The organism is Gordonia sp. ABSL11-1 (assembly GCF_030315685.1).
Lineage (GTDB): Bacteria > Actinomycetota > Actinomycetes > Mycobacteriales > Mycobacteriaceae > Gordonia.
The window spans coordinates 88,797-106,470 of the sequence record NZ_JASXSI010000003.1 but is presented as its reverse complement, the minus strand read 5'-3'; the positions used below and the strand labels follow the sequence as shown (position 1 = coordinate 106,470).

The window sequence follows — 17,674 nt, the reverse complement described above, 5'->3', positions numbered from 1 at the left end:
TGAACCACATCCGCTGCTGGGCGAACGAGAGCGGGATCACCGCCGGGCGTGGGCCGGTGGTGATCGCGGCACTCGCGCCCGTGCCGGGGCGGACCCGCTCGGCGAGCGCCCGCACGGTGGGCGCCTCGAACAGGTCACGCACCGACACCTCGGTGTCGAGGGCGCGGCCGATGCGGGCGACCACGCGGGTCGCCGACAGCGAGGTGCCGCCGAGGTCGAAGAAGCTGTCGACGGCCGACACACGATCGGTGCCGAGTACCTCGGCGACGATGTCGGCGACGGTCTGCTCCGTGCCGGGCGCAGGGGTCACGAACTCGTCGGCGTCGTCGCGGTGCGCGGGATGCGGTGGCGGCAGCGCCCGACGGTCGAGCTTGCCGGCCGACGTGAGTTCGACCGACTGCAGCGGCATCCACACCGTCGGCCGCATGTGCCCGGGAAGCATGCGGGCGGCGACCGACCGCACATCGCCGAGGTCGACGGACGGTGTCCCGGGAGCACCGGCGATGTAGGCGACGAGGTGTTCGTCCCCGCCGGTGACCGCGACGGTCACCGCGGCGTGCACGACGCCCGGCGCCGTGAGGAGCACGGCCTCGATCTCGCCGAGCTCGATGCGCTGGCCGCGGAGCTTGACCTGGAAGTCGGTGCGCCCCAGATAATCCAGGTCGCCGGCCGGGGTGTGGCGGACGAGGTCGCCGGTGCGGTACATCCGGGCCCCGGCCGGGCCGTGCGGGTCGGCGACGAACCGGTCGGCGGTGAGATCCGGGCGGGCGGCGTAGCCGCGGGCGAGCTGGATTCCCGCGAGGTAGAGCTCACCCGGGACGCCGATCGGCACCGGGTGCAGGCGGGCGTCCAACACACGGGTGGTGGTGTTCCAGACGGGACGTCCGATGGGCACCGCGTCGTCGCCCGGCCGCACCTCATGTGCGGTGACGTCGACGGCGGCCTCGGTCGGACCGTACAGATTGTGCAACCGGGCATTCGGCATGCCACGCAGCAGGGCGTCGGCGACCGAAGGGGCCAATGCCTCACCGGAGGCGAATATCTGGCGCACCGAGGTCAGCCCGGCGAGGCCGTCGCTGCCGAGCGTCTCGACGAATGCCGACAGCATCGACGGGACGAAGTGGGCGGTGGTCACCCCGGTGTCGCGGATGAGTGCGGCGAGATAGGCCGGGTCCCGATGTCCGTCCGGACGGGCGAGGACGAGCGTGGCGCCGACGGTCAACGGCCAGAACAGCTCCCACACCGACACGTCGAAGGTGGCGGCGGTCTTCTGCACGACGACGTCGGACGGCCGCAGCCGGTGGGCGTCCTGCATCCAGGCCAGACGGTTGGCGATCGCAGCGTGGCTGACGACGACGCCCTTGGGCCGGCCGGTCGATCCCGAGGTGAACAGGGTGTAGGCGGCATGGTCGGCGGTGAGCGGACGACGCTGCTGCTCGTCGGTGACCGCCACCGGGTCCGGTGACCCGTCCGCACCGGCCTGTGACAGATCTGCTTCGACCACAGCGATCGCGGGGTCGACGACCGCGTCGGCGAGCAACTCGGCGGGTCCATCCGGCCCGACGATGACGATCGACGCGCCCGCGGTCTGCAGCATGTGACGGGTGCGGTCGGTGGGTGCGTCGGGATCGAGTGGGACGTAGTGCCCGCCCGCGGCGACGACGGCGTGGACGGCGACGAGCATCTCGGCCGATCGCGGCACACCGACCGCCACCGCGACATCGGGGCCGGCGCCGAGCCCGATCAGCCTGTGCGCCAGACGGTTCACCTGATCGCCGAACTCGCTGTAGGTGAGGGTCCGGTCGCCGTCGACGACGGCGGTCGCGCGGCGGTGTGCGCGGACCGACCGCGCGACGGAGTCGGGCAGCAGCGCCGGATCGATCTCCACGTCGAGTCCCTGCGACCAGGCGCGCAGCCGGCCACGGGTGGCCGCGTCGACGAGCGGCACATCTCCGATCACGGTGGTCGGGTCGTCGGTGACGGCACGCAGGACGGCGAGATACCAGTCGGCGATCGTCATCGCGGTGTCGTGGTCGAAGAGGTCGCGTGCGTACACGATCGAGCCCTCGAGAGCGGCGAGCCCGCCGTCGTCGTCACGGCTCGCGGACAGCCCGACCGTGAGATCGAACCGCGCGGCGGGATCACCTGGATCGGCTGCGGCGATCGTCAGGCCGGGTAGTTCGACCCGCGGGTCGGCATGCTGTTCGAGGGTGAACATCACCTGTGCCAGCGGTGCGAACGCCTCCGACCGGACCGGCGACAGACGCTCCACGAGATACTCGAACGGGACGTCCGCGTGATCGAACGCGTCGAGATCGGTTCTGCGCGTGGCGGTCAGCAGTTCGGCGAAGGTCATCCCGGGACGCACGGCGCTGCGCAGCACCAGGGTGTTGACGAACATGCCGATGACGTCGTCGAGTTCGGCTTGTCCGCGCCCCGCCACCGGCGTCGCGACCGCGACGTCGTCGGACGCCGTGATCCTCGCCAGCACCGCGGTGAGGACGGCATGCAGGACCATGAACGGGGTCACCCCGTGGTCGCGGGCGAGCTCGTCCACGGCCGTCACGAGATCGTCGGGGATCTCGAACTCGGCGAGCCCTCCGCGGTGGGAGGCGACGTCGGGCCGGGGCCGGTCGGTGGGGAGTTCGATGACGTCGGGCAGGTTCGCCAACTGCCGGACCCAGTGGTCCACCTGCCGCCCGACGACGGAGTCCGGGTCGTCGGCGGCACCGAGGACACGGTGCTGCCATAGTGCGACATCCGCGTACTGGACGCTCAACGGCGCCCATTCCGGCGCGCGGCCCGCGACGCGCGCACGGTAGGCGGTCACGATGTCGCGCAGGAGTGGCGCCAGCGACTCCCCGTCCGCGGCGATGTGGTGCAGGATCACCACGAGGAGATGTTCGTCGGCACCGGTGGCGACCAGCGCGGCCCGGATCGGCAGATCACGGGTGACGTCGAAGGGCCGTGCCGCGACGTCCGCTGCGGCGGCGGCATCGGAGGGTGTGATCCACCACGAGGTGTCGTGGATCAGCGCGTCCGGGTCGAGGATCTGCTGATGTGCCCGGCCGTCGTCGTCGGACGGGAAGAGCGTGCGCAGGCTCTCGTGCCGGGCCGCGATGTCGGCGATCGCGGTGCGCAGCGCGTTCTCGTCGAGACGGCCGCTCAGGGTGAGGGCGAACGGGATGTTGTAGGCGGGCGATGTCGGATCGAACCGGTTGATGAACCACATCCGCTGCTGCGCCGGCGACAGCGGGATCCGTTCTGGGCGCTGCGATGCGGTGACCGGTTCCAGAGCCTCGCCCGTGTGGCCCGCGACCAGCTGCGCCAGCGCGCGGGGAGTCGGGGCGTCGAAGATCTCGCGGACACCGATCCGCGTGTCGAGGAGGGTCGAGATCCGTGCCGCCACGCGCGTCGCCGACAGCGAGTTCCCGCCGAGGTCGAAGAAGCCGGCGGTGACCGAGACCTCGTCGACGCCGAGGACGTCGGCCAGGACCGAGGCGATGGCACGCTCGGTGTCGGTCGCAGGTTCGACGAACTCCCCCGCGCCGAACTCTGGTGCCGGCAACGCGCGGCGGTCGATCTTGCCTGCGCTGTTCAGCGGCATCCGGTCGAGCACCGACACGATCGTCGGACGCATGTACTCGGGAAGTGACTGCGCAGCAGCATCTCTCACCGCATCGATGTCGACGACCGCGTCGGTGTCGGCGTCGGTGTCGATGTCGGTGGCGTCGATCCCGCCGCCTCCGCCGGCGACGTAGGCGACGAGGTGATCGTCACCGCCGGGTCCGGTGACGACGGCCGCCGCCGCGTGGACCACACCGGGCGCGGACGCGAGGACCGCCTCGATCTCGCCGAGTTCGATACGTTGGCCGCGCAGTTTGACCTGGAAGTCGGTGCGGCCCAGGTATTCCAGTTCGCCGTCGGCCGTGAAGCGGACCAGATCACCGGTGCGGTAGATGCGGGTGCCCGCCGGTCCGGCCGGATCGGCGACGAACCGGTCGGCGGTGAGATCGGGTCGTCCCGCATATCCGCGGGCGAGCTGGACACCGGCGAGATACAGCTCCCCGGCGACACGCGGCGGCACCGGGCGCAGACGATCGTCGAGTACCCGTACCCCGGTGTTCCACACCGGGCGCCCGATCGGGACCGTCGACTCGTCCGTCCGGACCTCGTGGGCCGTGACGTCGACCGCCGCCTCCGTCGGGCCGTACAGGTTGTGCAGCGCGGCATCCGGTAGCAGTTCGAGGGCCGACGACGCCACCGGCGGCGCGAGCGCCTCGCCCGAGGTGAAGACCTGTCGGACCGAGGTGAGCTCGGCCAGTCCGCGCGGACCGACGACGTCGAGGAACGTCGACAACATCGATGGCACGAAGTGTGTCGTGGTCACCCCGGTGTCCCGGATCACCGCACTGAGATAACCGGGATCGCGGTGGCCGTCGGGTCGTGCGACGACGAGTTCGGCGCCGACCATCAACGGCCAGAAGAACTCCCACACCGACACGTCGAACGTCGCCGGGGTCTTCTGCAGCACGACGTCCGTGGCGTCGAGCGGGTGGGTCGCCTGCATCCACGCGAGGCGGTTCACGATCGCGGCGTGCGTGACCGTCACGCCCTTCGGGTGTCCGGTCGAGCCCGAGGTGAACAGCGTGTAGGCGGCGTGGTCGCCGGCGAGTGGCGCGATGCGGTCGGCATCCGTGAGCGGGACGTCGTCGGCGTCGTCCGTGCTGCCGGCATATGCCGTGTCGGTGTCGACGGTGAGGGTCGTGACCCGCTGTGTCACCACGGATTCGGTGATGTCGCGACCCACCAGCACGAGCGCGGCGTCGGCGGAGTCGAGCATCGCCGCGACGCGGTCGGTGGGGGCGTCCGGGTCGATCGGCAGGAACTGGCCACCGGCTGCGACGACCGCATGCAGCGCGACGAGCAGGTCGATCGACCGTGGGATGCACACGCCGACGGCGACATCGGGGCCGACGCCGCGCGCGATCAGGTCGCGGGCGAGTCCCCACACCCGCGAGCCGAACTCGGCGTAGGTGACCGTCCGGTCGTCGTATCGCAGTGCGGGGGCGTTCGGTGTCGCGAGGATCTGCGCGGTGACGCGGTCGGCGAGTGTGCCTGGTCCGACGTCGACGACGTCTCCCGCCGACCACGACTCGACGAGATCCCGGTCGGCGTCGCTGATCGTGTCGACGTCGCGCAGCATCCGGCCGGGGGCCTCCACCAGGGCGCGTAGTCCGGCGAGCACGTGACCGGCGATGCGGGTCACCTCATGGGCATCCAGGGCGCTCGGCAGATAGGAGAACCGGAACCGCATCCCGTCCGGGGAGTCCGTCCCGTCGACCGCCCGCGGGGCGACGATCAGGTTGAGCGGGTAGTGGGTCGAGTCGGCGAAGTCCACCGAGGTGATGTCCAGTCCGGCGGCGCGGCTGCCCGAGGCGAGCGCGTCGGCGTCGACCGGGTAGGACTCGTACACCGTCAGCGTGTCGAAGAGAACCGTCTCGTCGGCGACGGCGCCGATCTCGGCCAGTCCGAGGTGCTGATGATCGAGGAGTCGGGTCTTCGCCTCCTGCAGACCGGCGGCGATGTCGGCGAGTGTCCGGCCGGGATCGCAGTCGACGATGACCGGCAGTGTGTTGATGAACAGGCCGATCGCGGTCTCGGCACCTTCGAGGTCGGCCGGTCGTCCGGACACCGTCTCGCCGAACGCGACGACCCGATTCGCGGTGAGGCGCGACAGGGTCAGTCCCCATGCCACCTGGATCGCGGTCGACGGGGTGACCCCGCGATCACGGGAGAAGCGGTGCAACCCGGCCACGAGATCGTCATCGAGATCGATCTCGTAGGCGTCCGGCGTCTCCCCCACCGTGGACGTGTGGCCGGGTGCGAGCAGCGTCGGCCCCTCGAGTGGTGCGAGTTCGGCGGCCCAGGCCCGCCGTGCCGTCGCCCGGTCGCGACGGCTCAGCCAGGCCAGGAAGTCGCGGTACCCGGTCCGGTCGGTCGTACCGGTGTGCTCGGTGGCAGCGTGTTCGGTGGCAGCGTTCTCGGTGGCAGGGCGTGCGGCGTCGGCGGTGCGTTCGCCGTCACGGACGTAGGCGGCGAACAGGTCGGCGATGACCAGCGGTCCGGACCAGCCGTCGAGCAGGATGTGATGGTTGGTGACGATCAGACGATGTCCGCCGGTCGGCATGGCGACCGCGACGAAGCGGATCGGCCCGGGCCGGGACAGGTCGAAACGCTCCCTGCGTCCGGCCGCCGCCAGTTCGTCCACCCGCTCGCGTGCCGACTCGTCGTCGATGTCAGTGAGATCGACGGTCCGCCACTCGGGTTCGACGGCGGGTGGCACCACGGTGACCGGGGTGCCGGCGGATGTTCGGACGAACGCCGACCGCAGGACCGGATGGACCCGGAACAGTTCGGCGGCGGCGCGACGCATCCGCGCCTCGTCGATGCCGTCGGCGATCTCGATCACCACCTGCATCAGGTAGGGATCGAGTTCTCCGGGGCGGACCGCCACCTCGGACTGGAACAGCAGACCCTGCTGCAGCGGCGACAGGGGCCACAACTCGGCGCCCGGATGCCCGACGGCGAGTTCGTCGATCTCGCGTTGCGTCAATCCGGTTCCGGCGACGTCCGATTCGGACAGACCGGGATCACCGACACTCATCACGTGTGCGGCGATGTCGGCGAGGGCATCCTGCCACCGCTGCGCGATCGCGATGAGGCCGGCGGCGTCGAGGACGGCCTCCGGGACGCCGAGATCGGCACGCAGGACGCGTCCGGACTCGGTGGCGACCACCGACACGTTGACGGTCAGCGCCGCGAGCGCCACCATGCCGCCACGGATCGACGGCGGCAGCACGGGCGCATCACGCACGGGAAGGAAGCCATGAGTGGGCCCGGCGACGTCCGTGGATGCCCTGCCGGCGCCGGTGACGCCGGTGACGCCCGCGGCCACGTTGCCGAAGTAGTTGAAGCTGACCGGCGGCAACGGTGCCCGTGCGATCGGTGAACCGGCGCGCAGGTAGCGGAGCGGTCCGAATCCGATCCCGTGATCGGGCATCCCGGCACGGGAATCCTTCACCGCCTTCACGATTGCCGACGGGTCACCGGTGTCGCTGACGTCGACCGCCAGCGGTGCGATGCTGGTGAACCAACCGACGCTGCGCGACAGGTCGGCGCGGGTGCCGGCCGGGGTGATCTGTTCTTCGCGACCGTGGCCCTCGAGCAGGATCGACACCCGATCTGCGGGGTCCACCTCCGCCACGGCGATGGCGAGTGCGGCGATCAGCGGATTGTCGGTGCCGGTACGGTACGCGTCGGGAACGGTGGTGACCAACGCCTCCGACAGTGCTGCGGGCAGGGTCCAGGAGATCGTCCGGACGGTCGACTGCCGGTCGCGGGCGCGGTCGAGGGGCCGCCCGATTCCGATCTGGGTCGCCGTCTCGCCGCCGGCCGGTGCGCGATCACCGTCGAGCTGCCGCGACCACAGGTCGAGTTCGTCGGTGCGGTCGGCGAGGTCGGCGAGCACGGCCGACCAGCGACGCATCGAGGTGCCCGCCGGCCGCAATGCGATCGGTTCTCCGGCACTGTGGTGTGTCCAGGCGGTCACGAGATCGGTGATGATCGTCGACCACGACACCGCGTCGACCGCGATGTGATGGATGGCGAGGACGAGCCGGCCGGCACCGTCCGGACCGCGCAGTCCGATCGCCGCGACGACGGCTCCGGTCGAGGGATCGAGCCGCCCGAGTGCGTCGGCGTGGGCGGTCCGGATCGACTCGACGAACTCCGCCGTGCCGACGCGATGGCCCACGTCGCGGATCCCGACGGCGGAGACAGCGTCAAAGATGTTGCCCGCGAACATCTCCCAGGCACCATTGGCGTGGGTCAGGCGGGCGGTGAGGATCGGGTGGTGATCGACGACCGCGGACAGCACGGTACGCAGCGACTGCACGTCGATCTCCGGCGGAAGGCTCAGCACACTGGTCTGGGAGAAGTCGGCGATGTCGGCAGGCCCGTCGGCATGCTCGAGCATCCAGTGGATCGCGGGGGTCAGCGTCACCTGACCTGTACCGCCACCGTCGAATTCGGGAAGTTCGCGCCCGGCCGCCGTCCGCGCCGCGGCGGCGAGGGCACGAACCGTGCGCTTCTCGAAGATGTCGCGCGGACTCACCGCAAGTCCGGCGGCGCGCAGTGCCGAGGCGACCTGGATGGACATGATCGAGTCGCCGCCGAGGGCGAAGAACGACTCGGTCACCGACACGCGCGGCATGCCGAGCGCGCCCGCGATGACGTCGGCGATGACACGTTCGTCGTCGTCGGCCGGTGCGACATGGTCGGCGTCGGCGGTACCGAAGTCCGGTTCGGGCAGGGCTCGGCGGTCCAGCTTGCCCGAGCTGCCGAGCGGGACGTCGTCGAGCAGCGTCCACACGGTGGGCCGCATGTATTCGGGAAGCGACTGTGCGACCGCGTCTCTGGCACTGTCGACGGACGCGGGGCCGGCCAGGTAGGCGACCAGGTGCTCGGCACCGGAGGACGACCGGGCGACGGTGACCGCCGCGTGGACGACATCGTCGAGTGCGGTGAGGACGCTCTCGATCTCACCGAGCTCGATGCGCTGACCGCGGAGCTTGACCTGGAAGTCGGTGCGGCCGAGGTACTCCAGGACACCGCGCGCGGCCTCGTCGTGCCCGAGGTCGCCCCCTCCCGCTGCGCCCGGGCTCCAGCGGACGAGATCGCCCGTGCGGTACAGACGGCCGCCGGGAGTGCCGTACGGGTCGGCGACGAATCGGTCGGCGGTGAGATCCGGTCGGTCCGCATACCCGCGGGCCAGCTGCACGCCGCCGAGATAGAGCTCGCCGGGCACACCGGGCGGCACCGGGGAGAGGCGGTCGTCGAGCACCCAGGTCGTCGTGTTGTGGGTGGGCCGGCCGATGGGGACGGTGTCGCCGACGACGTCGAGGTCCTGGTGGGCGACCTCGACCGCCGCCTCGGTGGGACCGAACAGGTCGTGCAGCCCCGCCCACGGGAGGGCGTCGCGCGTCGCTCGGGCCACCGCGGGCGGCAACGCCTCACCGGAGGCGAACACGTACCGGATCGACGTGAGGCGCGCGAGGGTCGCGTCGTCGACGACGTCGAGGAAGACCGACAGCATCGACGGCACGAAGTGCACGGAGGTCACCGCGGCGGTCTCGATGACGTCGGCCAGGTAGGCCGGGTCGGTGTGTCCACCGGGGCGGGCGATCAGCATGCGCGCACCCGCGTGAAGGGGTGCGAAGAGTTCGGGCACCGACACGTCGAAGGTGTACGGCGTCTTGAGGATCACGGTGTCGGACGCGTCGATCGGGAACGTCTCCAGACCCCAGAGGATGCGGTTGAGAACGGCGCGGTGCGACACCGTCACGCCCTTCGGACGGCCGGTCGAGCCGGACGTGAAGATCGTGTAGGCCGCGTGATCGGGCCGCAGCGGGGCGATCCGGTCGGCGTCGGTGATCGGGGCGACGTCGTCGGCGACGGGTCCGGTGGTGTCGACGACGAGGGTCGCGACGTCGTTGTCGGCGATCGCGGCCGGGACGTCCGCGGGGCCGATGAGCACGAGGTCGGCACGTGCGGTGTCGAGCATGTACCGGACCCGGTCGGCGGGGGCGTCGGTGTCGATCGGCACGTACTGACCGCCGGCCGCGACGATCGCGTGCACCGCGACCACCATGTCGACCGAGCGGGCCAGGCAGACGCCGACGGCGACGTCCGGTCCGACGCCGCGGCCGATGAGCTCGCGCGCGAGGGTCGCGACGCGGGCACCGAATTCGGCGAGATCGACCACCCGGTCCTCGAACAGGAGGGCGGGCGCTGTGGGGTCGCGCCGAATCTGCTCGGTGATCGCCGTGTCCAGGGTCGTCGCGGGGACCTCGACGACGCGGCCAGTCGAGAACTCGTGTAGGCGAGCGGATTCGGCGGCCGACGTCAGCGCGACGTCACCGACGGGTGTGGCGGTGTCGGCGGTCAGCTCGCGGAGCACGCCGACGAACGCGGCGGCGAACCGCTCGACCGTCTCGACGTCGAACAGGTCCGTGGCGTAAACGATCGAGCCGCGCCACGCCTCCCCCGGCCCCTGGGGAGCACCGGAGATCGGACGGCTGAAGGTGGCGATGTCGATGGTCAGGTCGACCTTTGCCGACGGCGCTCCGGCGGGGGCCGGGGTGACGGTGAGACCGGGGAGATCGATGTGCGCCGGCGGCGTCGAGTCGACCGAGAGCAGCACCTGCGACAGCGGCGCAAAGGCTTCCGAGCGCGTCGGGTTCAGCGTCTCGACGATGTGCTCGAACGGCACATCGGCGTGGGCGTAGGCGTCCAGGTCGATCTGCCGGACACGGTCGAGCAGGTCGGCGAAGGTCTCCGACGTGTCGATCTCGGTCCGGAGGACCAGCGTGTTGACGAACATGCCGATGAGCGCGTCGAAGGCGGGATCTCCGCGGCCGGAGATCGGTGTGCTGACGGCGATGTCGCCGGTCCCGGACAACCGCGCGAGCACGACGGCCAGCGCGGAGTGCAGGACCATGAACGGCGTCACGCCTGCCTCGGCCGCGACGTCATCGACGGCGGCCGCGACGTCGGCGGGGACGGTGAGGTCGACGGTGTCGCCGCGCAGCGATGCGACCGCCGGTCGGGGCCGGTCCGCCGGGAGATCGAGGACCTCCGGCAGCAGCGCGAGTTGTTCTGTCCAGTAACGGGTCTGGTCTGCCAGCGGGGAGTCCGGGTCGGCTGGATCGCCGAGCACCTGTCGCTGCCACAGCGCGACATCGGCGAACTGCACCGGTAGCGGCTCCCACCCGGGTGCGGTGCCGGCGGTGCGGGCGCGGTAGGCGGTGAGGATGTCGGCGAGCAGCGGCGTCATCGACTCGCCGTCCGCCGCGATGTGATGGAGTACGAGCGCGAGTAGGGCGTGGTCGGGATCGGCGGAGTCGGTGGCGAGCAGACCACGGATAGGCAGGACACGTGTCGTGTCGAATCCGGTGGTCACCGTGTCGCTGACCGCGGCGGCGATCTGCTCGGCGTCACCGGCGATCTCCCGCCACGCGACCATCGCGTCGAGTTCGTCGACCGGGTGCACCCGCTGGGTGGCCACCGCGCCGGCCGCACGATTCGCGGCGCGGTCGTCGATCTCCTCGAAGGTGCTGCGCAGTACCTCGTGCCGGCCGATGACGTCGAGGAACGCCGCATGCATTGCGACGCTGTCGATGTCGCCGTGCAGGTCGAGCACCAGGGGGATGTTGTAGGCGTGCGACGCCGGGTCGAATCGGTTGAGGAACCAGATCCGCTGCTGCGAATAGCTCAACGGCAGGTGATCGGGACGGGCGATCGAACCCGGCGTGACCGTCGCCCTCCGCGTCGTGGTGTCGCCGACCAACCGGGCGAGATCGGCGACGGTGGGATGGTCGAAGACGTCGCGCACGCTCAGGGCGACGCCGGTCGCCGAGGAGATGCGCGCGGACAGCCGGGTCGCCGACAGCGAGTTGCCGCCCAGATCGAAGAACGATTCCTGCGCACCGACCTGATCGCGCTCCAGGAGTTCCCCGACGATGCCGGCGACGAGGATCTCCTCGGGTGTGGCCGGTGCGACATCGGCAGCGGTCTCCCACTGCGGCGTGGGCAGAGCGCGGCGGTCGAGTTTGCCGCTGGCGGTGAGCGGCAGGGCGTCGAGCACGACGATCGCCGACGGGACCATGTACTGGGCCAGGCGTCCGCGGACCGCCGCGATCAGGTCATCGGGGTCCGGTCCGGCGGGTCGAGGGGTCACCGACGACCTGTCCGGGTCCCGGTCGTCCGGGAGTTGCGCCGTCGAATCCTCGACGACGTAGCCGACGAGACGGACCGTCCGGCCGGGTCCGTCCACACCGAGGGTCACGGCAGCGACGACACCGGGCTGGGCGGCGAGGACGGCGTCGATCTCACCGAGTTCGACACGCTGGCCGTTGATCTTGATCTGGAAGTCGCTGCGCCCCACGTACTCCAACTCGTGGTCGTCGTTCCAGCGCACCAGGTCCCCGGTGCGGTACATGCGATGCCCCGGCGGTCCGTACGGATCGGCGACGAAGGTGGTGGCCGTCAGCCCGGCGCGATGCAGATATCCGAGGGCGAGTGCGTCGCCGGCCAGATGGAGTTCGCCGATCGCACCGACCGGGACCGGATGCAGTCGCTCGTCGAGGACGGTGACCGCGAGTCCGGCGACGGGACCGCCGATGGTGACCGGTTCTCCCGGTCGGACCCGGGCCGACGTCGCCCACACGGTGGCCTCGGACGGTCCGTACAAGTTGTACATCTCGCGGCCCGGCGCCCACGCGGCGACGACCTCCGGCGGACAGGCCTCGCCTGCCGTCGTGAGATGCCGCAGAGAGGTGACCGGTGACGGGTCCATCGTGGCCAGCACCTGCGGCGTGATGACGGCATCAGTGACACCACCACTGACGATGACGTCGACAAGCGCGGGACCGGCATAGATCTCCGATGGTGAGATGACCAGCGTGGCACCGAGCCCGATGGCCCACAGCATCTCGAAGAACGCGGCGTCGAAACTCGGTGACGCCACGTGCAGGACGGCCGTGTCGTCGTGGGTGCCCGAGATCGTCTCCTGGGCGGCGAGCAGTCCGGCGACACCGCGGTGGGAGACGGCGACGGCCTTGGGTCGTCCGGTGGAGCCGGACGTGTAGATCAGGTAGGCGATGTCGTCCGGACGGGGACGCCGGGTGCGTTCGTCGTCGGTGATCCGAACGCCCGAGAATGCCTCCAGGCGGTTCTCGGTCGCCGGGTCGTCGAGCATGATCCAGGCGATCGACGTGTCGGGGTCCGGCAGGGCATCCCGGAGCGAGAGACCCAGCGACACACCCGAATCGGCGAGCATGTGGCCGATCCGATCGGCTGGCAGCGTCGGATCGACCGGCAGATACGCGGCGCCGGTGGCGAGCACGGCCCATACACCGACGACGGAGTCGATCGACCGCGCCATCGCCACCGCGACGACGTCACCCGGGCCGATGCCCTCGGCGATGAGCAGCCGGCCGAGACGTTGTGTACGGTCCGCGAACTCGTCGTGGGTCACGGTGCGATCGCCGAGGACGAGCGCCGGCCGGTCGCCGACGATCGTCCGGCCGTCGAGGAGATCGGTGATCGTCCGGGGTCGCGTGACCGGCACGGCGACCTTGGGCGCCAGCTGTGCTCGTTCGTCGGCGTTGGTGAGGACGATGTCGCCGACGGCGATGTCGGCCGCATCGACGAACCCACGCAGCAGCGCCCGGTACATGTGTGCGATGCGGTCGATCTCGTTGTCGCCGAAGGCATCCGGCAGATACTTGAGGGTCAGGGCGATGTCGTCGTCGCCGTCGACCGACACGGGCGCCGCGGCCAGGTTCAGTGGGTAGTGGGTGGCGTCGGTGAACGAGATGTGATCGATCTCGAGGCCCGCCGCGAGGCTGCCGGTGCTCACCGCCTCTGCGTCGACGGGATAGGACTCGTACACGGTCAACGTGTCGAACAGCACGGCATGTCCTGCGGCGGAGGCGATGTCGGCGAGTCCGAGGTGGTGGTGATCGAGCAATCGGGCCTTGGTGGCCTGCAGAACCTCGATACCCGCACGCGCCGTCTGCGCGGCGTCGACGTCGACGACGACCGGCTGGGTGTTGATGAAGAGACCGATCATCGACTCCACGCCGGGGATCTCCGGAGGGCGGCCGGACACGGTCTCGCCGAAGGTGACCGTCGTCCGACCGGTCAGGCGGCCGAGCAGGACGCCCCACGCATACTGCAGGACCGTGGCAACGGTGGTGTCGGCGGAGCGCGCGAGGTCGGCGAGCGCAGTGGCGAGTTCGCCACCGACGGTGACCCGATGGTCGCGGGGCTCCTCACTCGCGCCGCTCGATCGGCCGGGACGCACGAGTGTCGGCCCGTCGACGTCGGCGAGCGCGTCACGCCATGCGGCCAGACCGGCCGTGTCGTCGCGACCATCCAGCCACTCCAGGAAATCGCCCCAGTCGGTGTCGGTGTGTCCGGCACCGGTGGGCGGCTCGAGGCCGCCGTAACGGGCGAACAGGTCGGCCAGCACGAGCGGGGTCGACCAGCCGTCGAGCAGGAGATGATGGTTGGTGATGACGATCCGGGTGAGGTCGTCCCCCATTCGGATCCGGCGGAACCGCATCAACGGGGGCGCCGACAGATCGAACGGTGCGACGCGGTCCGCACGCGCGATCTCGTCCGCCTGTCGCCCCCGTTCGGTGTCGGTCGTCCCCGTCAGGTCGGTGGTCTCGAGGACGGGGTCGACGTCGGTGGGCACGACCGCCACGGGCGTCCCGAGTGGTGTGCGCAGATACCCGGAGCGCAGCACCCGGTGACGGCGCAACAGGTGCCGCGCGGCCTCACGGAGTCGGGTGTCGTCGACGGTTCCGCGGACGTCGATCACGCCCTGCGTCACGTACACGTCCAGATCGCCGGGCGCATCGTCGCCATGGGCCGCTTCCGCCTGGTAGAACAGTCCGCGCTGGAGTGGGGTCAGCGGCCACAGTTCGGCACCGGGCCGACGGTCGGCGAGGTCGTCGATCTCCCCCTGGGTGAGGCCGATGGCCGCGACATCCGATGGGCTGAGTCCGGGGTCGCCCCGCTCGTCGACACCGGCGACGATCTCGTCGAGCGCCGCGGCGAACCCGTCGGCCAGTCCGATGACCGTGTCGGCGTCGAGAACGGCAGCGGCTGCAGCGAACTCGACGTCCAGCACACGGCCGTGTGCCGTTGCGACGGTGTTGATGTTGACGGCGAGTTCCGCGGTGACCGCCATCGCCCCGGACACCGTGCCGGGCAGTCGCGGCGCGTCGGCGACCGGCGCGAACGCAACGGTGGCAGTCGTGTCGGTGTCAGTCGTGTCGGTGTCAGTCGTGTCGGTGTCAGTCGTGTCGGTGTCAGTCGTGTCGGTGGTGTCACGCGCCGGCTCATCCGGATTCCGGCGGCCGGTCGCACCACGGCCGAGATAGTTGAACGTGACCGGCGGCAACGGACGCTCCGCGAGCGGGGACTCCGGACTGAGCCAGCGCAGCGGTCCGAACGCGATGCCGTGATCGGGCCGTTCGGCGACCGCCTCCTTGGTGGCCTTGACGACGCCGACGATGTCCGCGTCCGGGTCGACGTCGACGGTCACCGGGGAGACGCTGGTGAACCAGCCGACGCTGCGCGACAGGTCGGCGGAGGAATCCGCACCCGCGACCTGCTCCTCGCGGCCGTGCCCTTCGAGCAGGACGGTGATCGGCGTCGATCCGGCCCGGCGGGTCGCGTGTGCCCGGACGAGGGCCCGGTTCAGTGCCGCGAGCAGGATGTCGTCGGTGCCGGTGCGGAAGGCGGCGGGCACCCGGCCCAGGACCGCGTCGGTGATCGTCTCCGATATCCGGATGGTGTGCGGTGCCACCGTCGACTGCCGGTCGCGGTCCCGGTCGAGTGGCGCGCCGAGCATCGCCGGGTGCTTCGGCAGGTGGCGCTCCCAGAGGGGGATCTCGTCGTCGCGGGAACCGGCGAGGTCGTCGAGCACCGCCGCCCAGCGTCGCAGCGATGTGCCGTTCGGGGTCAGGGCGATCGGTTCGCCCGCCGACAGTTGTGCCCATGCGACGGCGAGATCGGTGACGATGGTGCGCCAGGAGACGGCGTCGACGGCGAGATGGTGCACGGCGACGACCAGACGGCCGGGGGCGGTACCGTCTCCACGCACGCCGGTGCAGGCGATCATTCGTGCGGCCATCGGGTCCAGACGGCGCAGGGCATCGGAATGTGCCGCGCGGACAAGCGCTTCCGCATCGGTGGTGCCGGCATCGGCCGCCGCGTCGGCAGCGGTGCGGATCGACACCGCGTCGGTGGCGGTGAACGGCTCACCCGCGCGCAACGACCAGTCGTCGCCGACGGGCGCCAGGCGTGCCGACAGCATCGGGTGATGCGCCACCACGGCCTCGACGACCGCGACGAGGGTGGGCTCGTCGACGTCGGCGGGCAGGGACAGCACGATCGCCTGCGAGTAGTCGGCGATGTCGGACGGTGAGTCGGCGTGGTCGAGCATCCAGCGGACCGTCGGCGTGATCGACACCTCGCCGATCGCGCCGCCCGGGAGTTCCTGCAGCACCGAGGAGTTCGACTCCCCGGCGGCCCGGGCCAGCGCGCGAACCGATTTGTGCTCGAAGATGTCCCGGGGACTCACCGCATATCCGGCCGCACGCAGGAGAGCCGACAGCTGGATCGACATGATCGAGTCACCGCCGAGCGCGAAGAACGACTCGGTGACGCCGACCCGGTCGACACCCAGGACGCCGGCGACGATCTCGGCGATGCGACGCTCGGCGCCCGAGTCAGGGGCGATCACCTCGTCCGGCGTCGTCGGTGAGAAGTCCGGCTGCGGGAGTCCGCGGCGATCGAGTTTGCCCGCACTGCCGAGCGGCAGCGCGTCGAGGACGGTCCACACGGTCGGACGCATGTACTGCGGCAACGCGTCGGCGACGGCACTCTCGGCGGCGGGGACGTCGACGGTCTCCGCCGGGGCGAGGTAGGCGACGAGGTGCTGGGCACCACCGGGAGCGATCGCGACCGTGGCGGCCGCGTGCACGACCCCGGGAACGCCCGCCAGTACGGACTCGATCTCGCCGAGCTCGATGCGCTGGCCACGCAGCTTCACCTGGAAGTCGCTGCGTCCCAGATACTCCAGGTCTCCCCGCGCGTTGACGCGGACGAGATCGCCGGTGCGGTAGAGGCGCGATCCGGGCGGCCCATAGGGATCGGCGACGAACCGATCGGCGGTGAGATCCGGGCGGTCGGCGTACCCGCGGGCGAGCTGGACGCCACCGAGGTAGAGCTCGCCCGGCACCCCGGTCGGCACGACACGGAGACGCGAGTCGAGCACACGCGTCCGGGTGTTCCACACCGGCCGCCCGATCGGGACGACGTCCCCGACGACATCGAGTTCGTGGTGGGCCACCTCCACCGCCGCCTCGGTCGGTCCGAACAGGTCGTGCAGCCCGGCCCCACCGAGAACGTCACGCGCGGCTGCCGCCACCGATGGCGCCAGCGCCTCACCGGAGCAGAAGACGTACCGCAGCCGGGTCAGTCGCGACAGCTCCCGGGCTCCGACCACGTCGAGGAACACCGACAGCATCGACGGCACGAAGTGCACCGATGTCACGTCGTGCTCGTGCAGGACTCGGGCCAGGTACTCGGGATCGGTGTGGCCGCCGTGTCGCGCGATGAGTATCCGCGCCCCGGCGATCACCGGTGCGAAGAGTTCGGGCACCGACACGTCGAACGTGTACGGGGTCTTCAGGATCACCGTGTCGTCGGTGCTGAGCGGGAAGGTCGTGAGCCCCCACGCCAACCGGTTGAGGACCGATCGGTGACTGACGGTGACGCCCTTGGGGCGACCGGTCGAGCCGGAGGTGAAGATCGTGTACGCGGCATGATCCGGCCGCAGCGGTGCGAGGCGATCGGCATCGGTGACCGGCGCGACCTCCATGCCGGCCGGCGCCGTGGCCCGGTCCACGACGACGACGGGGACATCGACACCGGACACCGCGTCGGGTCGGTCGTCGTCGTCGTCGAGGAGAAGCACTGTCGCGCCGGATGTCTCGATCATGTAGGCCGCGCGGTCGGCCGGGGCGTCGGT

At 70.8% G+C, this 17,674-nt stretch carries 1 protein-coding gene (running past both ends of the window); it reads right to left on the bottom strand.

The whole window is internal to a non-ribosomal peptide synthase/polyketide synthase gene (locus QSJ19_RS04715) on the bottom strand: the coding sequence, 54,687 nt in all, runs 29,900 nt past the left edge and 7,113 nt past the right edge, and what appears here is coding positions 7,114-24,787 (codon 2,372, complete, through codon 8,263, partial); reading right to left, the first codon wholly in view occupies window positions 17,672-17,674. The start codon and the stop codon both lie outside this window.